Genomic DNA, 22882 nt, shown 5'->3' on the forward strand with positions numbered 1-22882 from the left:
GTCCGGGCGGGTCGCCAATATCGTGCCGGTGGACAGCATCGACAAGGTGACCGCCGCGGTGAACGCCTACACCCAGACCATCGGCATCTACCCCGAATCCCTCAAGCGGCGGCTGCGAGACACGTTGCCACTGTTCGGTGCCCAACGACTGACCAGCCTCGGGTACGCGTGCAACGTTGCAATCGCCGCGCCCCAGGACGCCATCGAGCCGATCCGGCGGATGTGCAAGTGGGTGGTCGACGAGGAATGCGACGCAAATGTTGTCATCCCGCTGTGGCGGCTCACGCCGGCATGACCGAATCGCGGAGCGCCCTGCAGATCGTTGAGGGTATCGACCTATCCGGCAAGGTATGTGTGATCACCGGAGCCTCGTCGGGGCTGGGCCGCGAGGCGGCCCGGGCGCTGGCTGCCGCGGGCGCGCAGGTGATTCTGGCCGCACGCAATACCGATGCCCTGGCCGAGGCGGCCCGCTGGATCCAGGCCGAGGTGCCCGACGCGCGGACCTCGACGGTGCATCTCGATCTCACCTCGCTGGCCAGTGTGCGCGCCGCTGCCACAACGATCCGCGAGGCGAGCCCGGTGATTCATATCTTGATGAACAATGCTGGCGTCATGTTCACGCCTTTCAGCCGGACAAAGGATGGCTTCGAAATACAAATCGGGACCAATCATTTCGCGCACTTCGAGCTGACCAGACTGCTTACTACGCAGCTCGCCGCCGCTGCGGGCGCCCGCGTCGTCGTCCTCTCCTCCGGCGGCCACGTCCTGGGTGACGTCGACTTCGACGATCCCAACTGGGAGCATCGCGACTACGACAAGTTCGTCGCATACGGCGCATCCAAGACAGCAAACATCTTGCACGCTGTCGAGGCCGACCGACGGCTGTGCGAGTTGGGAATTCGCGCCTACGCCGTTCACCCCGGCACGGTGGCCACCTCGCTGGCGCGGTACATGTCGCGAACCGACTTCTCCCAACTACGCAAATATGCCGTCGCCAATAGCGCCGCACGCGGGGAATCAACCAACGGCTACCTGGATTTCACCACGCCCGAGCACGGCGCGGCCACCCAGGTGTGGGCCGCGGTGAGCCCGGAACTGACCGACCGGGGTGGGCTCTACCTCGAGGACTGCGGCATCAGCCAAACCGTCGCACCCTACGCACGCGACGCCGGGCGCGCTGCGGAGCTGTGGACGCTGTCCGAGAAAATGTGTGCGGCATCGTGAATAGGCACGAACGGCGAAAACTTGAGGTGCGGGAGAAGATCCTCACCGCTGCCTTCGATCTGTTTCTCGCCCACGGCGTTGCGGCCACCACCATCGAGGAGATCTGCGAGCGCGCCGATGTGGCCAATCGAACGTTCTTCAACCACTTCGCCACCCGTCAGGACATGATCCGCGCCTTGGCGGAGCGGCGCCTGGTCAACCTGCACGATGTCTTCTTCGACCGCGGCGACGAGGCGATACCGGTGCGTCTTGTCGGCGTGTTCGACGACATCGCCGCGGCGCTGGTCAAATCAGGTGACACCTACCGCGAGCTGATCGGGGAAATGCTGGCCGCCACTGGCTACGGCATCCAGCGTGGATCCAACCTGCACGACACCTTCGTCGAACTCGTCAAAGAGGGCGTCGCCCGCGGCGAGGTCAGCACGCGACACGGCGCGGAGACGTTGGCCGACATCATCGTTGGCGCGCTGTCCGGCGGCATCGTCAACTGGACCGTCGATCGGACCTATTCCTTGGAGACCAATCTGCACGACCTCGGCGTCGCGCTGGCAGAGTTACTCACGGCATGAGGCGGACTGCCTCGGCGTCGCCGCTGTCAAACCGAATTCGCAGCAGTGCCTGGCTTTGCGCAGCGGTGACGAATAGTTCGTCGGAGCCTTCGCCGCCGATGCAGACGTTGGTGGCCAGCGATCCAGTCGGCAACCCGACCTCACCAATGCGCCGGCCCGCGGCGTTGACGACGCCGATCCGGTCGGCGGCGGTCAGCGCGACCCAGTAGTCGCCGCGGGCGCTCACCGCCATCCCGTCGGGCCAGCCGTCGGCGAAAGTGTGCACGAGCTCCGGCGAATCGAATGCGCCAGCGTCATAGGACAGCAATTGCGACGACAGTGTCGCTGTCACAAGTAATCTCGAACCGTCGCGATCGAAACCCAGTCCGTTGATGAACACCGGGCCGTCGTCGACGACCAGTTGGGTGTCACCCGAGCCGACATCGGTCGCATACACATGGCCGGGTAGCCCCGCATCGGATGTGCTGATGTCAAACTCTCCGCGGGTGTCGGTGATCCACAGCCGTCCGTCCGGACCGAACGTCAGATCATTCGGGGCGCCGAGTCCTTCGACCAGGTAGTCGACGTGTGTGCCGGTGATCACTTGAACGCCAGGCTCGGCGGAACCGCTTGCGCCCCAAGCACCGCCGTTTTGTGCCACGTACAGAGTGCCGTCGGCGCCGCGGGCCAGGCCGTTGGGCCCACCGCCGGTGTCGATTCGTTCCAGTGGACCACCGGACGGGTCGACAATGTAGACGCAGCCATGGCTGATGGACGTCAGCGCCACACGTCCATCGGGAAGCCACACCGGCCCCTCGGTGAAGCCGAGCCCGTCGGCGAGCACGTCGATGTGCATGCTCACGGCTCCGGCTCAGGCTCTGGCAGGGGCGTCCAGTCGGCCGAAAGCCGCGAGTTGAACCGCGGCGACCGCCGATCGAGGAAAGCGGCGACTCCTTCACGGGCGTCGTCGGTGCCCATCACCCGATGGTGCAATTGCGTTTCCAGCGACGCGACCTGTCGCGGGGTGTAGCCGTTGATCGCGCTGTCCCACAGCAGTCGTTTGCACAACGCCGCCGACATCGGCGCCACGTTGGTCACGATGTCACGGGCCATCGCCAGGGCATGGTCGAGTACCTGCGCGGCGGGTAGCGCTTCGTTGGCAATACCGAGCGCGACGGCCTCGGCCCCACCGAAGGTGCGCCCGGTGAGTAGTACCTCGGCAGCCACACCCAGGTTTGTCAGGTGTGCAAGTGTCCAGTGCGACATGCAGTCGGGTATCACCCCCCGGCGGACCTGCACCACACCGTATTTCGCGTCATCGGCAACGATGCGGACATCTGCCTGTAGCGCGATGGTCAGGCCGATGCCAATCGCGTGGCCGTTGACTGCGGCGATCACCGGCTTGCGCAATTCGAAGGCGGCGGGGTCGATCGGCGATGCGGAGAACACGGTGGCGTCCGTCGGGGCGTCGAACGGCGACGCGCGGCCCGAGAAATCCGCTCCGGCGCAGAACGCCCGGTCCGCGCCGGTGACCACGATGGCCCGAACCTCGTCGTCCTCGTCGCAGTCCCGGTATGCCCGGCTCAACAGCGCGCCCATGTCAGCGGTATAGGCATTGAGATGCTCAGGTCGATTGAGTGTTAGCACCGCCACACCCGTGTCGACGTCAACCAGCACATCGCTGCCCACGCGTCGAAGTACACCACGCCACCTTGCGCTGAGCGCGGTTTCCAACTTCATTAGCCCGGTTTTATGGCCCGGACTGACGATGACAGCTGGGACATCGCCGAGAGCGTCGGCACGACGGCGCTCGGTGTGGCCATGGTGCGCGCCGCTGAATCCGATTGTGACTGCCCCCTGTTCACCGACCGCTATGCGCCGTTCTCCATCGACGCTGCCACCAGGCGCGGCTGGGATTACTCGGAGAGCTGGAATTCGATCACCGCGGCAAGGGAATCCACCGACTCGCTCAGCGCGGCAAGTCGTTCGGCGGCCGACGGCGCGGCCAACACGGCGTAGCGGTCGGCCGCGCCGATCGGGGTGCGGGCCGCCAGCGCATACAGCCGCACACCGGGATCGGCGCTATCAGGGGCGGTACCTAGCACCACATCGCGATCAGGCAACGAAAAATTGCGGGCCACCGCGATCCGCTCGAACAACGCCATCACCCGGTCTTCGAGCTCTTCCAGCTGGCCGGCGGTCACCGGTTCGCCCGGCTCGTCCGGCCAGGCCTGGACCATCGCCCGCGGGTAGGGATCGTCAGGCAACCAGTCGCACACCCGGATCCGTTCGCCCGTCCGGCAACGCAGCACGAACCGGCCCGTGCCGGCGAGGTCCACACATTCGGTGATCCTGGCGATCGTCCCGACGTCACAACGCACGTCGCCGCCGCCGACTTCGCGGCCGTGCGAGATCAGTACGACACCGAAACGAGGATCGTCGTCGCGCATGCAGTCTCGTACCAGCGTGGTATAGCGAGGCTCGAAGATTTGCATCGGCAGATCCTCGTCGGGCAGCAGCGCCGACTGCAGTGGGAACATCGCCATCCGAACGGCTGTCTCCATTAGATATCCAGCTCACCGATCAGCGCATCGACAACCGCGCGCAGATCACCGTCGTGCTCCTCGGCGACCCGCCGCTGCCGCTGATACGACGCGCCCCGCCGCCAGATATCGGCCACCGAGGCCAACTCGTCGACGCAGTGCAGTGACTTCGCGACCGGTTCCAAGCGGTCCAACAGGTCGGGCAGGTCATCGGTGACCAGCCGTTCATTGCTTTCGGCGTCGAGGATGATCACCGCATCCAGCCCGTAACGGGCGGCGCGCCATTTGTTTTCCTGCACGTGCCAGGGCGGCATAGTCGGCAGCGGCTCACCGGCATCGAGCCGACGGTCGAGGTCGACGATCAGGCAATGCGTCAACGCCACCAGCGCGCCCAGCTCACGCAGGTTGGACACACCATCGCAGATTCGCACCTCGAGAGTGCCGAGATGCGGAGAAGGCCTGATGTCCCAACGGATTTCGTCCATATGATCGATGATGCCGGTCTTCTTCTGGTCGTAGACGAAACCTTCGAACTGCGCCCAGGACTGAAAGTGAAAAGGCAACCCGGCGGTGGGCAACTGCTGAAACATCATCGCCCGATTGCTGGCGTACCCGGTGTCCTCCCCTCCCCACCATGGCGACGACGCCGACAACGCCAGCAGGTGCGGGTAGTAGTTGAGCAGTGCCGTCATGATCGGCATCACCTTGTGCGCGGAAGAGATCCCGACATGGACGTGCACGCCCCAGATCAGCATCTGCCGGCCCCACCATTGGGTCCGTTTGATGAGTTCGGCGTAACGCGGCGCGTCGGTCAGCTTCTGGGCGGACCACCGCGCGAACGGGTGCGTGCCGGCGCAGAACAGCTCCATGCCTCGGTCTCGGACAATCTGGCGCGCGGGTGTCAGGGTCTCGCGCAGATCCTCCATCGCCTGCGCGGTGCAGTCGCAGACACCGCTGACGATCTCCACGGTGTTGCGCAGCAATTCCTTGTGCACACGGGGGTTTTCGCCGATCTCGGCGATGACAGTGGTGGCCTCGTTGCTCAGGTCGCGCGTCTGCGCGTCGACGAGCGCGAACTCCCACTCCACCCCGATCGTCGGCCGGGGTGAGCCGTCGAAGTCGATATGGGCACTTGCCCGGCTGGTCGGCCTGCTAGCCGGCACCAATGACACCGCACGCCACCCGCTTGCCGGCGTCACCGGTGGACATCGTGGTCTGGTCGGGGCCTGGTGTCCCATTGGCCTGGGTGTAGCGTTCCGCCGGGATATTGCCGAAGTTGTCGGCCCCGGCGTGAATGACGATCGCGGTCCCCTGGCCAGCCGTCAGATCGTCCTTGGTGAACGCATCGGTCGTCGTCACCAACAACGCTCCGCCGTCTTTGCGGACCTCCAGCGAGGTCAGGTCGCCGCTCTGGGGGTCGCCGGTATGCCCCGGCGCCTGGTAATGCCCGCCGGCAGACAAGAAGTCGCCCGGCGCACCGCCGGTCGGTGGGACGGAGTTGGCCTCGCACTTGCCCACCGAATGAATATGTACGCCATGGAATCCGGACGTCAGCACGCCCTGCCCCGTCGTCTCAACGGTGATCGTCACGTAACCATCGGCGAATTCGAACTTGGCCGTCGCCACCTTGGCGCCGTCCGGCGCGATCAGGTGGGTCGTCAGGCTCTCCGGAGCCGCCGGCCCGCCCTTCTGTTGCGTCTCCGATGGCGACGGCGACCCGGTCCAGATCGACGGCGTGGTCCCGGGGGCGGTCGCCGGGGGCTGATTCGGCTTGCATGCGCTCGACAGCGCAACCGAAGCGACGAGCGGGACCGATACGGTGACGGCGGCGACTTTGCGACCCATGCGCTTAACCATGGGAAGAGCCTATCCCCCAATCTGAAAACACACGACGGGCGTGATTCTTAGTCCTTTGGCTCCACACGGATTGTCTTGTGTCGGTATTTCTCGGGAGGAAGCGCGGAAATGGTGGCGTCGTCGTACGCCCGGGCGCGATGCAGTCGATACGGTACCGCTAGCGCCCGGCCGCAGTACGCTCATGCCATGGCGGAAACGTCATACGCCAAGTGCGGCGATCTCAGCCTGGCGTATCAGGTTTTCGGCGACGGCCCCGTCGAACTCGTTTTCGTCGGGCCGATAGTCACCCACGTCGAGTTGTTCTGGGCCATGCCCGAATTCAAGGCCTTCTTCGATCAGCTCGCCACCTTCTGTCGGGTCCTCTTGTTCGACAAGGCTGGGGTTGGGCTGTCGGACCCGGTCCCGAAAGTTCGCACGCTGGATGATCGAGCGGCCGAGATCGAGGCCGTCATGGACGCCGTTGGTTTCGGAAAGCCCGTTCTCTTCGGTATGAGCGAGGGCGGCCCACAGTCCATTGTGTTTGCGGCAAAACGGCCCGAGCGGACGCGGGCGCTGATCCTCTACGGCGCGTACTCGGCCCTGCTGGCCGACAGCTGGGACGACTTGGCGCGCGGCTTGGAGTACGACCCGGCCAAGCTGCGGGCGCGCTTTTTAACGGAGTTCGGTGAGAAGTACACGCCGTCGATAAAGCAGCTCATCCGCTTCCAGGAATTCGCCCGCGCCGTCGCCACCAACTCGGCGTGGGGCAGCGGTGTAATGGCCAAGATGATGTTCCCGTCGGTCCGCTCAACACGCCAGCTCGCCATGTTCGAGCGGATGAGCGCCAGTCCGGGGATGTTCCGAGCGACACTGGAAGCGAACTTCCGGACCGACGTGCGGCCGATCCTGCCGACGCTCACCACGCCCACCCTGGTCATCCATGCCCGCGAGGACACCATGCCGGTTCAGGACGGCAGGTATCTCGCCGACCATATTCCCGGCGCGCGGTACCTCGAGGTCGAGGGTGTCGACCACGCGCCCTGGTTTACCGACCCCGACGCGATCCTGACTCAGATCGAGGAGTTCCTCACCGGCAGCCATGCCGCACCGTCTCAGGCACATCGCGCCCTGCGCAGCGTGTTGTTCACCGATATCGTCGCCTCGACGCAACGTGCCGCAGCGACGGGCGATGAGCGGTGGCGCGCGGTGCTGCACCGCTTCGGGGAGATCACCGCCGAACTCACGGACCGGTTCGGCGGCACCGTGGTGAAGAGCACCGGCGACGGCCACCTCGCCACGTTCGATGGGCCGACGCAGGCCATCCGCTGCGCCGAGGCCTTGCGCGCCGAGGCTGAGACACTGGGTATCGAGATCCGCGCCGGCATCCACACCGGGGAGTGCGAACTGCTGGACGCCGACATCGGGGGCCTCGCCGTACACATCGCCGCGCGGATCTGCGGCCAGGCCGCCGCGGGCGACATCCTTGTCTCCCGCACCGTGCGCGACCTGGTCGTCGGCTCGGGCACCGGCTTCGAGGATCGCGGCAGCGTCGAGCTGCGTGGCGTGCCCGGCACCTGGCAACTCTTGGCGGTGGATCGCCACGGCGCGCGGGCGGGATCGCTCGAGGCAGAGCTGGCATCAATCCCTACCCCCGGGCCTCGGACGGTGATGCGCCGCTCGGACCGCGCCGTGGAGGTGATGGCCAGGCGGACACCGTGGATCCTGCGCGGGATGGGCCGCCTCGCCCCGGCCGCCTACGGCCGCAGATGAGCAGAAATACGTTGAGCCACAACGCGGTTTGCGCCCTCACACCGTGCGGAATAGCGACCGTTGCAACGTAAAAGCCGGGTGCCAGACTGGCCTCGGTCGCGGAAGCGCTGAAATGTCCTTCGCGTAATCGGTGCTACCACCAATCAATTACCTTCGAGCTTGCCGAAACGCGGCTAGTCGAAACGTATTGCTGCATGCCCGGCGGCAGGATTACCCACCCGAACAGCCCCACGCAACGTGTGAACCGGTGCGCCTGACCACAAAGACACGCAACGGATCAGGAGGCGGTGGACTCCATTTCGCGGAGGCGCTTGAGCGCTACCTTTGCAAATCGCATCGACAACGCTGGCGAGAGCCGCTCCAGGTACCACCATGCCTTCCACCATGCCGGCACCACAATGATTGCGTCCCCACGCAACACGGCACGAAGGGCGCGCTCGGCGAACTTTTCGGGTGCCATCGGCCGGAACCGCTCAAAAGATTTGAGGAGTTCCTCATCGCTGACGCCGGTTATCTTGATCCGTCCGTACTGGCCGCCGGTGATGATCGGGGTCCGGATCACGCCCGGACAAAACACCGACACCTGCACGCCGTGGCGCTCGGCCTCCACCCGCAACGCCTTCGAGATCCCGACGACGGCGTGTTTAGTGGCGGTGTAGCTCCCCAGGCCCGGACTGGTGACAAGACCGGCCATCGAAGCTGTATTCACGATGTGTCCGGAGTGCTGGCGGATCATGATCGGATATACCGCCTGGATGCCGTGTGCCACACCGCGCAGGTTCACGTCGAAGACGTCGTTCCAGTCATCGAGCGTGTAGGAGTCGATCTCACCGCTGACCCCAATGCCGGCATTGTTGAACAGGTAGTCGATCCGCCCGGATTGCTGCACCGCCTCGGCGACGGCGCCCTCAAACGACGGAAAGCTGCGCACATCGAGCTCGATCGCGTGCGCCTTTGCGCCACCACTGTTGAGGCGTTGCGCCAGCTCCTGCGCCGCGCCGATCTGACGATCGGCGATCCAGACCTCGGCACCCCCGTCGACCAACTTGGCCGCCAACGCGGCGCCGATGCCGGACGCGCCGCCGGTAACGAATGCAATCTTCCCCGACACGCTCGATGCCATTGGGGAAGGATAAGCGCTCGCCTCGGGATTCGGTCCCACCACTTGGTGAAGACGTTCCTGGGGATGGCCGCTCGACTACTGCGGCGACCGGACCACGATGATGCCCAGACGCACCGGACACCGACGACGACCCACCGCCGTTCTAGGCCAGGCTCGCGCCGTTCAGCTCGCGACCACCACGATGACGCCGGGCGGTTGGTCAGCGACCGCAGGAGTCCGCGGTTGAACGGGCGCTTTCAATAGCTGGCCCACGGCGTCGGCGGTTTCGCGTTCACCGGGCGCGTTGCCGAAGTACACCGTGGTGGCCGAGACATCGGGCAACGACAGGTTGCCGACCTCGGTGACGTTGTACCCGCCCTGCTTCAGCTGGTCAGCGGTGCGCCCGGCAATACCCTGTTGACTGGAAATGTTGTAGATCCGTACATCGGCTTTTGCCGCAGGTTTCGCCGAGGTTTTCGGCGCCATTGTGCTCGTCGTCACAGTTGATCCCGACGAGTCCTCGTCGGTGTTGGCGCCCGATCCCATGGCCTGGAAGCCGACCAGCAAAAAAATGACACCGAGAAACAGCAGCACCATCACCATGGCCCGCAGGGGCAGCCCGGTCGAGTCGGGAACACGCTCATTCATTGACGTCACTGTATCTAGCAGTGCGCCCAAACCCGCACCGACGCTCAGCGGGCGGGTAATACCTCAGGTGACTTCGAAGCCCAGCCGTCGTGCAGCCCGCGCCTTCTGCCGACTGGCACGCAACCGTCGTAGCCGTTTGACCAGCATCGGGTCGGCCGCCAATGCTTCGGGCCGGTCGACCAAAGCATTCAGCACCTGGTAGTAACGCGTGGCCGACATTGCAAACAACTCTTTGATGGCTTCTTCTTTGGCGCCGGCATATTTCCACCATTGGCGCTCGAACGCCAAAATGTCGTGTTCGCGGCGGGTCAACCCATCGGCGAGTTCAGAGTCGTCCCCCGATCGATTAGCCTGCGGCATAGCGCCGTCCATATCGCTTCCTCGACCCTTTCGGCGAATTCTCGAATGCTCGCTGCTCCGGCGAATATTCAACCACGCTCAGAACTGTTGACCCGGAACCCAAGCCCGCGAGTCGGCTGACTAGGTGAGATTGCCTGCCCCAGCCTCCGTCCGCAACCGGAGCGCATCCCGACTGCGGACAAGCGCGGGCTCGATTGGATTGCCCGCCTTGCCCCCGCAAGCGGAAGGAACCCCCACCTCACGCCCCAGGCGGCGTGCACCGTCGGCGGGCTTAAGCTTGCCGGTCATGGCAGTCGTACCCATTCGCATCGTGGGAGATCCGGTCCTAGACACCCCGACCAAGCCGGTACCGGTCGGCGCGGACGGTTCACTGCCGACCGAATTGGCCGATGTGATCGCCACGCTGTACGACACCATGGACGCCGCGTACGGGGTTGGCCTGGCCGCCAACCAGATCGGCGTCGACTTGCGGGTATTCGTCTACGACTGCGCCGATGAGCGTGGGCAATCGGCGCGGCGCCGCGGTGTAGTCGTCAATCCGGTGCTGGAAACCTCGGAGATTCCCGAGACCATGCCCGACCCGGAAAACGACGAGGAGGGTTGCCTATCGGTGCCGGGTGAGTCGTTTCCGACCGGGCGGGCCAAGTGGGCCCGCGTCACCGGACTCGACGCCGACGGCAGCCCGATCACGGTCGAGGGCGACGGGTTGTTCGCTCGCATGCTCCAGCATGAGACGGGACATCTGGATGGATTCCTGTACCTGGACCGCCTGATCGGACGACACGCCCGCGCCGCAAAACGTGCGGTTAAATCCCACGGCTGGGGCGTCCCCGGGTTGTCGTGGACACCGGGCGAGGGGCCGGACCCGTTCGGTCACTGATGGTTTCGTGGCCTCAACCCGGCAGCAGGGTGACAGTGCGTTACCGTCGGCCCGCCGGGTCCATCCCGCCGCTGACCGACGTGGTGGGCCACCTACTCAGCATCGACCCGCTGGTGCGGGTGCAGACCAAAACCGGGGCGGTGGTGCAATTTGCACCCGCGGATGTGGTTGCGGTACGGGCGCTCAGCGATGCGCCGGTACGCACTTCACAGATCCGCGCGCTCGAGCACGCCGCCGCGTTCGCCTGGCCGGGCGTGGAGCAGCAGTGGCTGGACGGCTGGCTGCTGCGCGCCGGGCGCGGCGTCACGTATCGCGCGAACTCCGCTGTACCGCTGCAGCTTTCCGCCAGCCCAGCATCGCTACCGGCGATCGCTGACTGGTACGCCCGACGCGGGTTGACCCCACGGCTGGCGGTCGCCGACCGCCTGCTGCGGCTGCCCGGCGTGGGCGAACAGGCCAACGTCGTGCTGGTACGCGACGTGTGCACCGCCGGGCCGGACCCGTCGGTCCGGCTCTCGGCCCGCCCGAACGATGCCTGGCTGAGGCTCTACCGCCGCGAAGTCCCCACCGACGTCCTGACCGCCGTCGTCGACGGCGAGCTGGCCTTCGGAATGCTTGCCGACCTGGCAGTGGCACGGGCTTCGGTGACCAACGCGCCGGACGGCACCCGCTGGGTGGGGCTAGCGGCGATGCGGGTAGCAGACCAGGGCGCCGGCCGGGTGCTGTGCGAAGCCCTGTTGGCGTGGGGGGCCGCTCGGGGTGCGACCCGTGGCTACGTCCGGGTTCTCGACGACGATCACGCCGCCGCCGGCCTGGCCCAGTCGCTGGGCTTCGTGCTGCACCACCGCGCGTGCTACTTCGCGGCAACCCCGGTGCTCGCCGAGACCACGTAGGGTCGGGCCATGCCCGACGGCGTGATTGACGGCGGCGACCCGCTGCGCCCGGCTTCGCCGCGCTTGCGATCGCCGCTCCTTCGGCTGGCCACCTGGAACGTGAACTCGATTCGCACCCGGCTGGGCCGGGTGCTCGACTGGCTGGAGCGTGCCGAGGTCGACGTGCTGGCCATGCAAGAGACCAAGTGCGCCGACGACCAGTTTCCGGCGTTGCCGTTCTTGGAGCTCGGCTACGAAGTCGCGCATTGCGGGTTCAACCAGTGGAACGGTGTGGCGATCGCATCGCGAGTCGGCCTCGACCAGGTCGAGGTCGGTTTCGACGGCCAGCCGAACTGGAGCAGCAAGCCGGATGTGGCGGCCGCCGCTGAAGCCCGCGCCCTGGCCGCCACCTGCGCCGGGGTTCGGGTATGGAGTCTCTATGTGCCCAACGGCCGCGCCCTGGCTGACCCGCATTACACATACAAGCTGAATTGGCTTGCCGCACTCCGCGATGCAGCCGAAAGCTGGCTACGCGACGATCCTGCTGCGCAGATCGCATTAGTCGGGGACTGGAATATCGCCCCGACCGACGAAGACGTCTGGAGCGTCGAATTCTTCCAAGGCGCCACGCATGTCTCGGAACCGGAGCGCAAGGCGTTCGACGCTATCGTCAACGCTCAATTTTCGGACGTCGTAAGGCCTTTCACTCCCGGTCCCGGGGTGTACACGTATTGGGATTACACCCAGCTACGGTTCCCGAAGAGACAGGGAATGCGCATCGACTTCATCCTCGCCTCCCCCGCGCTGGCCGGCCGGGTCGCCGACGCGCAGATCGTCCGGGAGGAACGTAAAGGCAAGGCGCCCAGCGACCACGCGCCCGTCGTGGTGGATCTGCGCGCAAATTGATGCATATAAATCCGGCTCGCGGGTATTCATTTGCTGTTCATTCGCCGGACAAGGTCATAGGATTGCAAGATGCTGCGCAGTATCGTGACGGTTTCATGAACTTTGCGAGTTTGCGCGTATGCAACCGCCAGTGTGGCGTGCAGCGGGTATCAGGTTCACGGCCTCAACAACAAATCATCAGGGAGTCATCATGGGTGTCGTTAACGGCGCCGTACGCACCGTAACTCGAACGGCGGGCCGCGCCGCGGCAGCCACCACCGCGGCCGCGGGTGCAGTGGGCGGTGCCGCGGTCAGCGGCGTCGTCGGCGCCGTGACCGGAGCTGCAGCCGGCGTGCAGCGCGGCATCGGCAGCGGTAGCCATTCGGTGCCGGCAGCCGCACTGACGTTGGGCGCGCTCGGTGTCACCGGGCTCCTCGAGTGGCCGGTGGTGTTGGCCATTGGCGGCGGCGCCTTGGTGTTGCGCCAGCTGAATAAAAACGGGCGTTCCGACGGCTCGCACATAGCGTCGGTCACACCGGTGAAGGCGGTTCCGACGAAGTCGACCAGTTCGCCTAGGTCGTCAGGGCCCCGCAAATCGCCGGCCAAGCGGGCACCGGCCCGTTCGCGCGGCACACAGCCGCGCACCCGCCGCTAACTCTCCGGTTGGGTACCGTCGGAACAGTGCGAGCATCCCCGCTCCGCGCGGTCGCGCTGAGCATCCAGGCAACGTCCGCGCTAGTCGGCGCCACCGTACAAACCGCGGCGACCGCCGCAGGATCACTGGGCACAGTCGCCTCAACCGGTCTGACCATGGCCGCGATCCCGGTTCGAGAAGGTGTCAAAGCGCTGTCGGACGGACTGCCCGCGCCCACGTTCACTCGACATAGTTGGCGCGGCAAAGGACGTGCGTGGATCGAGGTCCGCGGCCTCGACGGGCCGGGCGGCGCCGAGCTTGGGAGCGTCGTCGTCGACGCCGTCCTCGCGCGCCCCGGTGTCACTTCGGCCAGCCTGAACCGCCCGCTGTCGCGGGTCGTCGTGAGCCTCGCCGGCGATCAGACCTCTCTTCGTGAGTTGTGCCGAGCAGTGGACAACGCTGAAAAGCATTGCCGCTCAACCGATAACGCCGTGCGCTCGAAACCGTTGCCCGGCGACGGTCTGCTGCTGGCCACCAAGGCGGTGGGGGTCGGCGCCACAGCTGTCGGGGTAGGCGCCGCGGTCGCGGGCCGGATGTTGCGGTGGCCGCGCTTGACCTACGGTTTCGAGGCGGCGGTGGTGGCCGTCGATTACCAGCCGCGGGTGCGCCGCCTGCTCGAGGAGAGCATCGGCCAATCCGCGACGGACACGCTGCTGAGCCTGGCTACGACGGCCGCACACGTCGTTGAGCTCTCGCCCGCGGCGCTGGCCGTGGACTTGATGATGGAGACCCTGAAAGCCGCCGAAGTGCGCGCCGAGGCGCAGGCCTGGAGCCGCCACGAACCGAGGCTGGCCCGCCACGCCGAGCACGCGGAGATCCACCCGCCGTCCCGCCCGGTGTCGCTGCCCGAGGGGCCGGTCGAGCGGCACTCGCGTCGCAGCGCATTACTACAAGCGATCACTGTCGCAGCCGTCGGCGCCACCACCCGCAACCTCAACATCGCCTCGACCGCGGCGCTGGTTACCACGCCGAAAGCCACCCGCACCGCGCGCGAATCGTTCGCCGCGGCGCTTGGCCAAGGGTTGGCCGACCAGCACGCCGTCTTGCCATTGCACCCGCAAAGCCTGCGCCGGCTCGACCGGGTCGACGCGCTGCTGATCGATCCCAGAGTGTTGTGTACCGACACGCTGCGGGTGGTGCGGGTGCGTGGTACCGACGACGACGAGCTGTCCGCGGCATGGAACCGCGCCCAGTTGCTGCTGGAGAAGCGAAGTCTGCGTGCCGGCTGGCACCCGGTTCCCGGGGTGCCGGCCCGTGGGTCCGATGTAAAAGTCGAGGCACTGGTCGGCCCCACACACGATCCGCTGGCCTCGGCTGTACTGGCCGAGGCGCGCCGCGCGAGCCTGGATTTGATCTCTGTCGACGTTGATGAGCTCGGCGAGCTGCGGCCCGCATTCGATGAGCTGCGGCCGCCGGAGAACGGATCCGTCGATGATGCGCTCGTCGCGGCACTGACCGATCTGCAACAGTCGGGTCACACCGTCGCGGTGCTGTCTTCGGCTGGTGCACAAGCACTTTCGTCGGCCGACGTCGGGCTTGGTGTGATGCCCCACTCCGACGCCGAGGCGCCGCCCTGGACGGCGGATCTGATCCTGAGCGACCTCGCCGGCGCCTGGCGGCTGCTGCATGCGGTCCCCGCGGCCAGGAGAGCAAGCCGGCGTGGGATCGAGATATCGACCGGCGCGACGGCGTTGGGTGCGCTGCTGATGGTGCCCGGCGTGCGCGGCCGAGGGCCCGGCCCGGTGACCACGGGTGCGGCGGCAGGTCTGCTGTCCGGCTATTTGATGGCCCGCCGGGTGGTTGGCGCACCGACTCCGCTGCCGGCCCCGATCCGCGACTGGCACGCGATGTCGGTCGAGCAGGTCCGAAAGATGTTGCCGCCGCCGGACGCCACCGAATCGGCGGAGCCCCGCCATGGCCTGCTGGCCACCCGGGCAATCGACACGGCCCACCGCGGCGCCGAACTGACCGGACGACCGCGGCGAGCGGTCTGGCAGTTCCTCAAGGCAGTGCAAGCCGAATTGTCCGACCCGCTGACCCCGGTACTGGCTCTCGGCTCGGCAGCCAGCGCCATACTGGGTTCGCCGGTCGACGCGGTCCTAGTCGGTTCGGTGCTCACCGGAAACTCCGTGCTCGCAGCCAGCCAGCGCCTGCGTGCCGAAAACCGACTGAACGAACTGCTGGCCCAACAGATTCCACCGGCCCGCAAGGTGACAACCGGTCCCGACGGTGCGCCGGTGTACACCGACGTCGTTGCGGAGCAACTACGGCCCGGCGACGTCATCGAAATACGCACCCACGAGGTGATCCCCGCCGACGCCCGGCTGATCGAAGAAGACGACCTCGAGGTCGACGAATCGACGCTCACCGGTGAATCGCTGCCGGTGGAGAAGCAGATCGAGGCCACACCGGGCGCCGAATTGGCCGACCGTCGCTGCATGCTGTTCGCCGGCACCACGATCGTCGCGGGCACCGCAGTGGCGCTGGTGACCGCCGTCGGCGCCGACACCCAGGCGCGTCGCGCCGCCGAACTCGCGTCCGGTGAGCTGCCGGAGATCGGGCTGCAGCACCAGCTCAGCAAGCTCACCAACCAGGCATTCCCGGTCAGCACGGCCGGCGGCACCCTCGTCGGCCTGCTGGGCTTGTTGCGCCGTCGAGGGTTGCGGGAAGCGGTGGCCAGTGGGATCGCGATCACCGTGGCCGCGGTCCCGGAAGGCATGCCGCTGGTGGCGACCCTCGCGCAAGCCGCGTCGGCCAGACGCCTGACCGAATACGGCGCTCTGGTGCGCATCCCTCGGTCGGTCGAGGCGCTCGGCCGCGTCGACGTGGTGTGCTTCGACAAGACCGGGACGCTGTCCGAAAATCGTCTGCGGGTCTCGCAGGTGCATCCGGTGGCCGATTATTCGCGCGAGGACGTGTTGCGCTTTGCGGCGCACGCTGCGCCGGCGGCGAACGGCGGCCCGCAGGTGCACGCTACCGACCGGGCCATCATCGAGGCGGCGTTGGCGGTTGATGCCTCCAATGGCTTCCATCCCGACGCGGAAGCAGACGCTCATTTGCCGTTCCGGTCCGGCAGGTCGTTCTCGGCGTCGGTGTCCGACGACGAGCTGACCGTCAAAGGCGCACCCGAGGTGGTGATCGCGGCGTGCCAGAACGTCGGTCCGGACATCGAGGGCACGGTGCGTCAGCTGGCTGCCGAAGGGCTGCGGGTGATCGCCGTCGCGCGGCGCCGGCTCAGCCCGCAGCAGGCCAAGCTGGTAGCCGATGACGAAGACGCCATCGCTGACCTGGCCGACGGCGAGTTGTCGCTGGCCGGGTTCCTCGGGCTATCCGACACTCCGCGAGCCGAAGCACCCGCACTGCTCAAGGCCCTGTCCGAGCGCGAGATCGGCATCCGGTTGATAACCGGCGACCACCCGATCACGGCGACCGCTATCGCACAGGAGATGGGCTTGCCGGTGACCGTGGAGCAGGTCATCAGCGGGGCGGAGTGGGACGCTTTGTCGCGTAAAGACCAGGAACGGGCCGTCACCGACCGGGTGATCTTCGCCCGGATGTCACCGGAGAACAAGGTGCAGGTCGTCCAGACCCTGGAACGCGCCGGCAAGGTGTGTGCGATGGTCGGCGACGGCTCCAACGACGCCGCCGCGATCCGGTCCGCCACCGTCGGCCTCGCCGTTGTCGCACGCGGCAGCGATCCGGCCAGCATCGCGGCCGACGTGGTGCTGGTCGATGGCCGGATCGAGGCACTGCTCAATGCCGTCGACGAGGGACGCCAGCTCTGGCAGCGGGTGCACGCCGCGGTGTCGGTGCTGTTGGGCGGCAACGCCGGCGAGGTGGGTTTCGCGATCATCGGCAGCGCGGTCAGCGGAATCTCGCCGCTCAACACGCGCCAGCTGCTGCTGGTGAACATGATGACCGACGCGTTCCCCGCCGCCGCGCTTGCGGTGAGCCCACCGAGTGGTCCGGTGCAGACCGGCCGTCGCGGTCCCGATCAGCGGGCCTTGTGGCGGGCCGTCGCCATACGTGGGACGACCACCGCGGCGGCGGCAACCGCGGCCTGGGTGATGGCCGGCGTGACCGGACGGCCGCGACGCGCGTCGACGGTGGCGCTGGTCGCATTGGTGAGCACGCAGCTGGGTCAGACGCTGCTCGATTCGCGCGCCCCGCTGGTCGTATTGACCGCCGGAGGATCGCTGGTCGCGTTGGGGACGCTGATCAGCATCCCGGGAGTCAGCCAGCTGCTTGGCTGTACGCCGCTCGGCCCGGTCGGGTGGGCGCAGGCGCTGGGCTCAGCCGGGGCGGCGACCGCCGCGGTTGCCGTCGCAACCCGCGTGCTCGATAGTAGACGTCCATTGGAGCTGGAAGCCGCCGAGCGGCCGTCCGGTCGGCCTGAACCTCCACAAGGCCGAACCGCCACAGCACGGCGTACAACTCGATCAGCGGGATCGCCAGAAGAACAGCGGCCCCTGAGGCTAGTGGGTCGGCGAGAGCGTCCGTCGTCGACGTCATATGTTCGACGGTGACGAAAGCATTCGGCTCAACGGCGAACCTTTAGTTACCGAAAGGCAAATGATGGTCGAAAAGAAGACGCGCCGCGCGACCTCTCAGCGCGAGGCGGTCGAACATATCCGCGAAGGCGAAACGTTCTTCGTGAATGCGCCGGTACTCGGACGGCTGGAGATCCCGCGGCCCGAACAGCTCGCCTACTACGGCGGTTTGGCGGCGTTGGCCGCATTCGAGCTCATCGACTGGCCGGTCGCGTTAGTCATTGCCGCTGGCCACATTTTGGCCAGTAACCACCACAATCGCATCCTCGAAGAGCTCGGTGAGGCCATAGAAGACGTCGAGTAGAGGTTTAGGTCGCGTTCTCCTGCAGGACGCGGCGCGCCGTCTCGGCATCGTGGTGAATCGGCAGACACATCAGTTCGGCCACCCTGTACATGAAGCTATCCGGCGACAGAACGAGGACGACAGCGTTCTGTTCGAGCAGCCGATCCAGCGCGGCGAATCCGGCGCTATCCAGGTATTTGACACCGCTTATTTCAAGGATGATCGGGCGCGGGCCCGGCACGTCCAGCACCGATCGGGTGAACTCCTCGACGTTGGTCACGTCGACCTCGCCGGTGACTGTCACTTCAGCGGGGCTGGCCGCCCCGGTACCCCCTTCGGGGATCTGCAGTTGGAAAACCGCCCGGGTCATCGTGTTGCGCCCTCCACCAAACTGGCCCCCGAGACAACGGACTTGTGGAAATCCAGGGTAATGCGGGTGCCGTGAGCGGTGCGCACGGTCCTCACGTGGTCCGCGAGTCCGTTGATCATGGTGAGCCCCCGCCCACCCCGCAGGCTGCGTTGGCTGGCCGAGGAATCGCCCGACCACCGGCCGGTATCGCTGACCGTCGCGGTGACGACGTGATCGCGAACGAAAGCCTCGATGGAAACCGTCCTGAGCGAATCACCGCCGCTGCCATGCTCGATCGCATTACTCACCGCCTCCCCGATGGCCAACAGGATGTCGGCTTCCCGACGCGGATCTACCGGGATACCGGTCAGCCAATCCCGCAGCCGGTGCCGGGCCGCCGGAATATTCACCGGTGCGGCGGGCAGCACGGTGGCGAAACTGCGCGCCGTGCAGTGGTTGGGGCGCACCGCCAGTAGAACGACATCGTCGGTGTAGCCGCTGGGCGGTGCCATCCGGTCGAGTAACTCATCACAGAAATCTCCGATCGGCAGTTCCGCACGATATGCGGCCGCGGCCTGGAGCCGGGCGAATCCTTCATCGAGTGTCTCGCCCGGCCGCTCGATCAGTCCGTCGGTGTAGAGCAACAGCAGGCTCTCCGCGGGCAACTCCTGTTCTGCCGTATTGGACTTGAGCTGGCTTTCGCAGGCGGCAACCGGTGGGCGCCGGCCGGCTCGCAGAAAGATCGGCGCTTGGTCCGGCATTACCAGCAACGGGTAGGGATGACCCGCGCAGCTATAGCTGATGCTGGAGGTGCCGTCGCCCGTGCCCGGTTGCCCGGTGTCGATCACGGCATAACTGACTGTCGCGCAGCGCGCACCGGGGACCGCCGCCGCATATCTGTCCAGCGAGCTGAGCACCGCACCCGGATCGGCACCGGTGAGGGCGGTGGCGGACACCGCGGCGCGAAGTCTGCTCATCACGATCGCGGCGGGCAGCCCGTGCCCGACTACGTCGCCGACGGATACTGCGATCCGGCCCGGTTGCTGTAGCGGCGCCACCAGATACCAGTCGCCGCCGACGCGCATCGCCTCGCCGCCAGGTTGGTACACGGCCGCCACCACTGCGGCCGTTGACCCGCGGTCGAGATCGAGCAGATGCTCTTGAAACTCGACGGCAATCCTATGCTCGCGCTGTGCGCTGCGGACCCGCCCCACCGCCGCCTGGGTGATCTGCGCAGCGCGAGCGAACATCTCGAGCTCGCTTGCGTCGAAGTCCCGCGGTGTGGGCCACAGCAGCCCAAGCGAGCCGATCACGTTTCCGTCATGACCACGCAACGGCTGGCTGACGCACGCCCGGACGCTGTCCGCGGTTTCGGCCACCACGTGGCCATAACGCGGGGCGAGCGCCAACGTATCGGTGATGACCATCCGCTGACCGGTGTTGATGACGTCAATCGGCACCAGCGGCGTGTCCAGGGTGGCGACGTGGTAGCGGTCGCGGAATTCCGCCGGGACCGGACCCGCGTACTCGAATCGGACGTTGTTCTCTTCGGTGTCGAGGAGGCCGATCACGACGATAATGGCACCGCCCGAGCCCAGTGGAGAGGCCAGCAGCGCGTCGGCGATTCCGGACACCGAGTCGGCGGCCTGCAACGCGGCATCCAGCTGGGCGGCGGCGGAGGTATGCCGAAGCTCGGCTTCACGCTGTTGCTGACCGGCACGTTCGCGGTTAGCGGCGGACAGCCGCGCCGCGACCCTCTCGACCAGCTCCTGCGAGCGGAATGGTTTGGGCAGGTAGTCGTCCGCGCCGCCGGCATAGCCTTCGCTGACGGCCTCGTTTCCGGCACGGGCGGAAAGCATGATGATCGGAGTGGCGGCCAGTTCGGTGTCCCGACGAATGGCCGATACGAAGTCGAAGCCGTCCAGCTTGGGCATCATCACGTCGGTCACGATGGCGTCTGGGCGAAGCTCGCAGGCGGTCCGCAGAGCCGCTTCGCCATCGGCGACAAGAACCGTTCTCCAGCGCGCCGACAACACCTGGTCCAGATGGGCTCGCATATCGGCGTTGTCGTCGGCGATCAACACCAGCTTGCGGTCGTCGTCGGCGGGTGCAGCCTCAGTCGACAGCGGCGCCACCCATTGATCCGCCTCGACCACGTAAGGGTTGTCCAGCAGATTTGCCGGTGAATGGTCGACCGGTGTGCCGGCAAGCGATTTGGGCAGCGTGATCGCGACGGTGGTGCCGCGGTCGAGTTCGCTGGTGATCTGCATACTGCCGTGTTGAAGTTCCACCAGCCCGCTCACCAGCGACAGCCCGATCCCAGTGCCCTCCACACTGCGGCCCAGCGCGGTGTCAGCCCGAAAGAAGCGCTGGCCCAACCGTTTCAGGTCCGCTTCGCCGATACCGACACCGGTGTCGCGGACGCTGATCAGGCATTGCCCCCCGCCGCTGTGCACCGCGACGGTGATCGAGCCACTCAGCGTGTATTTGACCGCGTTGGACATCAGGTTGAGCATGACGGTTTCCCACATGTCCGGGTCGATGTCGGTCAGCGCCCGACGACAGTCGAGGACGAGTTCAAGCCCGGCCCGTTCGCACAGTTCGGTGAACGATGACGCAATCTGCGACGTCAGCGCCCCGACATCGGTGCACACCAACCTTGTGGTCGCGCGGCCTGCTTCGATACGGGAGAACTGCAACAGCGAGTCGACCAGGCGCAGCAGCCGTCCCGCGTTGCGCCTGGCCATCTGCAGCCGCTCGGCGAGAACTGTGTGCGAACCCACGTCGGAGAGCGCGTCCTCGAGCGGTCCCAGCAACAGGGTTAGCGGAGTGCGGAATTCGTGGCTGACATTGGTCAAGAACGCCGTCTTGGCGCGGTCGATTTCGGCCAGCGCATCTGCGCGCTGCCGCTGTTGCTCGTGGGAGACCACGGAGGCCAGCGCCGAGGACAACTGGTCGGCGAGCAACTGACAGAAGCCGAGGTATTGCTCGTCCAGCGGGCACTGCGGGTTTGTTCCCACCACCAGCGCCCCCGCGATCGCGTTCTCGCCCAGCGGCAGCACCAGCGCCTGGTCGGGGCAATCGCCGCCCAATACTTCATGGAGACCGCGAATCACCGACGAGACGTTTTCGATGATCTGCACCTCCGCCCGCGACCGCGCTGTCGGCTGCCAGTGGGTGAGGTTCTCCAGCGTGAGGGGCAGCAGCGGCAGCACCGACGGCGTCGCTCCGCGCAGGGTGGTATCGGCCGCATCCGCACCACTGACGTACGCCGCGACGAGCGGTACGTCTGCGGGCTGGTCGGCACACACCGAGACGGCTGCGCTCACCGCGTCGTCGACGGTGCGGGTTTCCATCGTCGCCGAGGCCACCGCGTTGAGCAGATGTAGTCGTCGCTCGCTGATCACTCGCTCGGTGGTCTCCCAGGATGGGCAGAAAATCCCGTAGATTTCGCCGTTTTCGCCGACCAGTGGGCTGTAGGTGAAGGTGAAGTAGCGTTCCTGGCGTCGCCCGGCGGTCACCATCGGCAACATCAAGTCGTGCGACCAGGTCGCCTCACCGGTGGCGATGACGCTGGCCAGCATCGGGCTGATCGGCTCCCAGATGTCCCACCACACGAATCGGCCACGCCGGCCCAGTGCGGCGGGGTGTTTGTCACCCAGGATCTGGATGTAGGCGTCGTTGTACACCAGGAACAGGTCCTCAGCACCCAACCACAAGGCGATCGGAAACCGCGAGGTCAGCACCACCGCGACGGCCGACCGCACCTCGGCCGACCACACGTCGGGCGACCCCAACGGGTGCGCGGCCCAGTCGAATTCGGCGAACAGACGGCCCATCTCACCGCCGAGCGCGACGGCCTTGGCGAGGTCGGGTGGCAGGTTCTGCGGCTCGCTTCTCCAGTGGCGGCGGTGGTGCCCGCTCACTGCCCCTGCTCGGTATCAGGGCCTTGCAGCGCATCGCGCAGCGTGTGGTAGAGATCGAGGACGCTGTCCAGGTTCGTCACCTCGATCGGGCGAACCACCAGTCCGTTGTCGGCGACCAGCCGGACGGCGGTCCCGGCTTGCAGCCCTTGCCGGTGACAATCGAGGACGGCGTTGAGTCCGTCGCTGCCGAAGTAGGTCACGGCCTGCAAATCGATGATGAGCAGTCGCGAAGCCTGGGTCGCGGCTTGCTGCAGCGCGGCATTCAGGCGTGCGGTGAGGTCGCCGGCGGTGCTGGAATCCACGTCGCCCTTGGCCTGCAAAACCACGGCTTCCGGTCGTACCTCATAGTCGACCGTCAACAAATCCATCGCGTTCACCCGCTTCGACGCACCGCTAAATGCAATGTCGTGGC

Annotated in this window: 21 protein-coding genes and 1 pseudogene; 10 read left to right on the forward strand and 12 right to left on the reverse strand. The window is 66.5% G+C overall.

All coding sequences use genetic code 11. The annotated features are described in order from the left end of the window. The 3 genes from VEI45_RS02980 to VEI45_RS02990 form a co-directional block, all read left to right on the forward strand. On the forward strand, nucleotides 1-295 hold a 295-nt coding region (locus tag VEI45_RS02980; protein ID WP_324849987.1), incomplete at its 5' end, for an acyl-CoA reductase. Next, on the forward strand, nucleotides 292-1224 hold the full coding sequence (locus tag VEI45_RS02985) for an SDR family NAD(P)-dependent oxidoreductase (protein WP_324850053.1): 933 nt from the start codon (nucleotides 292-294) through the stop codon (nucleotides 1222-1224). The genes VEI45_RS02980 and VEI45_RS02985, both read left to right, overlap by 4 nt. Continuing rightward, a complete protein-coding gene (locus VEI45_RS02990) occupies nucleotides 1221-1793 on the forward strand; it encodes a helix-turn-helix domain-containing protein (protein WP_324849989.1) in 573 nt (190 codons plus the stop codon). The genes VEI45_RS02985 and VEI45_RS02990 overlap by 4 nt, the downstream gene beginning before the upstream one ends. Here the strand turns inward: VEI45_RS02990 and VEI45_RS02995 are convergent. The 5 genes from VEI45_RS02995 to sodC all read right to left on the reverse strand — a co-directional run bounded on the left by VEI45_RS02995 (nucleotide 1783) and on the right by sodC (nucleotide 6172). Then, nucleotides 1783-2628, reverse strand: a complete 846-nt coding sequence (locus VEI45_RS02995) for an SMP-30/gluconolactonase/LRE family protein (RefSeq protein ID WP_324850055.1) — start codon at nucleotides 2626-2628, stop codon at nucleotides 1783-1785. The two genes, VEI45_RS02990 and VEI45_RS02995, sit on opposite strands and share 11 nt — an antisense overlap. Before the next feature lie 2 nt (nucleotides 2629-2630). Continuing rightward, nucleotides 2631-3512: an enoyl-CoA hydratase/isomerase family protein gene (locus tag VEI45_RS03000; protein ID WP_414687389.1), complete on the reverse strand. Its 882-nt coding sequence runs from the start codon at nucleotides 3510-3512 to the stop codon at nucleotides 2631-2633. A 176-nt stretch (nucleotides 3513-3688) separates the two neighbouring features. Then, nucleotides 3689-4336, reverse strand: a complete 648-nt coding sequence (locus tag VEI45_RS03010; RefSeq protein WP_324849991.1) for an LON peptidase substrate-binding domain-containing protein — start codon at nucleotides 4334-4336, stop codon at nucleotides 3689-3691. Next, nucleotides 4336-5487 (reverse strand): glutamate--cysteine ligase, encoded by a 1152-nt coding sequence (locus tag VEI45_RS03015; RefSeq protein ID WP_414687390.1) that lies wholly within the window; start codon nucleotides 5485-5487, stop codon nucleotides 4336-4338. The genes VEI45_RS03010 and VEI45_RS03015 overlap by 1 nt, the downstream gene beginning before the upstream one ends. Beyond that, nucleotides 5468-6172, reverse strand: coding sequence for a superoxide dismutase[Cu-Zn] (sodC, locus tag VEI45_RS03020; RefSeq protein WP_324849993.1), 705 nt, complete (start codon nucleotides 6170-6172; stop codon nucleotides 5468-5470). The genes VEI45_RS03015 and sodC overlap by 20 nt, the downstream gene beginning before the upstream one ends. A 186-nt stretch (nucleotides 6173-6358) precedes the next feature. Between sodC and VEI45_RS03025 the strand changes: the two genes are divergently transcribed. Then, on the forward strand, nucleotides 6359-7921 hold the full coding sequence (locus VEI45_RS03025; protein WP_324849995.1) for an adenylate/guanylate cyclase domain-containing protein: 1563 nt from the start codon (nucleotides 6359-6361) through the stop codon (nucleotides 7919-7921). Nucleotides 7922-8198: 277 nt separating this feature from the next. On the opposite strand, the gene VEI45_RS03030 is transcribed toward VEI45_RS03025, so the two are convergent. From VEI45_RS03030 to VEI45_RS03040, 3 genes are all read right to left on the reverse strand, one after another. After that, nucleotides 8199-9044, reverse strand: coding sequence for an SDR family oxidoreductase (locus tag VEI45_RS03030; RefSeq protein ID WP_324849997.1), 846 nt, complete (start codon nucleotides 9042-9044; stop codon nucleotides 8199-8201). Nucleotides 9045-9206: 162 nt separating this feature from the next. Further along, entirely contained in the window at nucleotides 9207-9671 is a 465-nt protein-coding gene (locus VEI45_RS03035) for a LytR C-terminal domain-containing protein (RefSeq protein ID WP_324849999.1), read from the reverse strand. A gap of 63 nt (nucleotides 9672-9734) precedes the next feature. Continuing rightward, nucleotides 9735-10043, reverse strand: coding sequence for a DUF3263 domain-containing protein (locus tag VEI45_RS03040; protein ID WP_324850001.1), 309 nt, complete (start codon nucleotides 10041-10043; stop codon nucleotides 9735-9737). Nucleotides 10044-10317: 274 nt separating this feature from the next. Here VEI45_RS03040 and VEI45_RS03045 point away from each other — a divergent pair, with 274 nt between their 5' ends. The 5 genes and pseudogenes from VEI45_RS03045 to VEI45_RS26405 all read left to right on the forward strand — a co-directional run. Further along, the gene (locus tag VEI45_RS03045) at nucleotides 10318-10911 is read left to right on the forward strand and encodes a peptide deformylase (protein WP_324850003.1); all 594 of its coding nucleotides are present in this window, start codon (nucleotides 10318-10320) and stop codon (nucleotides 10909-10911) included. Further along, the gene (locus tag VEI45_RS03050) at nucleotides 10911-11804 is read left to right on the forward strand and encodes an N-acetylglutamate synthase, CG3035 family (RefSeq protein ID WP_324850005.1); all 894 of its coding nucleotides are present in this window, start codon (nucleotides 10911-10913) and stop codon (nucleotides 11802-11804) included. Before VEI45_RS03045 ends, VEI45_RS03050 begins: the two co-directional genes overlap by 1 nt. Before the next feature lie 9 nt (nucleotides 11805-11813). After that, on the forward strand, nucleotides 11814-12689 hold the full coding sequence (locus tag VEI45_RS03055) for an exodeoxyribonuclease III (protein WP_324850007.1): 876 nt from the start codon (nucleotides 11814-11816) through the stop codon (nucleotides 12687-12689). A 190-nt stretch (nucleotides 12690-12879) separates the two neighbouring features. Further along, nucleotides 12880-13323, forward strand: a complete 444-nt coding sequence (locus VEI45_RS03060) for a hypothetical protein (RefSeq protein ID WP_324850009.1) — start codon at nucleotides 12880-12882, stop codon at nucleotides 13321-13323. A gap of 1910 nt (nucleotides 13324-15233) precedes the next feature. Beyond that, a pseudogene (locus VEI45_RS26405) lies at nucleotides 15234-17675 on the forward strand (cation-translocating P-type ATPase); the annotation flags it as partial. On the opposite strand, the gene VEI45_RS03070 reads toward VEI45_RS26405, so the two are convergent. After that, nucleotides 17596-17874: an Rv1535 domain-containing protein gene (locus VEI45_RS03070; protein ID WP_324850061.1), complete on the reverse strand. Its 279-nt coding sequence runs from the start codon at nucleotides 17872-17874 to the stop codon at nucleotides 17596-17598. The pseudogene VEI45_RS26405 and the gene VEI45_RS03070 overlap by 80 nt on opposite strands. A gap of 63 nt (nucleotides 17875-17937) precedes the next feature. On the opposite strand from VEI45_RS03070, the gene VEI45_RS03075 reads away from it, so the two are divergent. Beyond that, nucleotides 17938-18216 (forward strand): hypothetical protein, encoded by a 279-nt coding sequence (locus VEI45_RS03075; RefSeq protein WP_324850063.1) that lies wholly within the window; start codon nucleotides 17938-17940, stop codon nucleotides 18214-18216. 4 nt (nucleotides 18217-18220) lie between these two features. Here VEI45_RS03075 and VEI45_RS03080 read toward each other — a convergent pair whose 3' ends face one another. From VEI45_RS03080 to VEI45_RS03090, 3 genes are read right to left on the reverse strand one after another with little or no spacing between them, the layout of a single operon-like run. Next, the gene (locus VEI45_RS03080; RefSeq protein ID WP_324850011.1) at nucleotides 18221-18565 is read right to left on the reverse strand and encodes an STAS domain-containing protein; all 345 of its coding nucleotides are present in this window, start codon (nucleotides 18563-18565) and stop codon (nucleotides 18221-18223) included. After that, on the reverse strand, nucleotides 18562-22470 hold the full coding sequence (locus VEI45_RS03085; RefSeq protein WP_324850012.1) for a SpoIIE family protein phosphatase: 3909 nt from the start codon (nucleotides 22468-22470) through the stop codon (nucleotides 18562-18564). Before VEI45_RS03085 ends, VEI45_RS03080 begins: the two co-directional genes overlap by 4 nt. Continuing rightward, nucleotides 22467-22838: an STAS domain-containing protein gene (locus VEI45_RS03090; RefSeq protein ID WP_324850015.1), complete on the reverse strand. Its 372-nt coding sequence runs from the start codon at nucleotides 22836-22838 to the stop codon at nucleotides 22467-22469. Before VEI45_RS03090 ends, VEI45_RS03085 begins: the two co-directional genes overlap by 4 nt. Nucleotides 22839-22882 lie beyond the last annotated feature (44 nt).

The organism is Mycobacterium sp., assembly GCF_035623875.1.
Lineage (GTDB): Bacteria > Actinomycetota > Actinomycetes > Mycobacteriales > Mycobacteriaceae > Mycobacterium.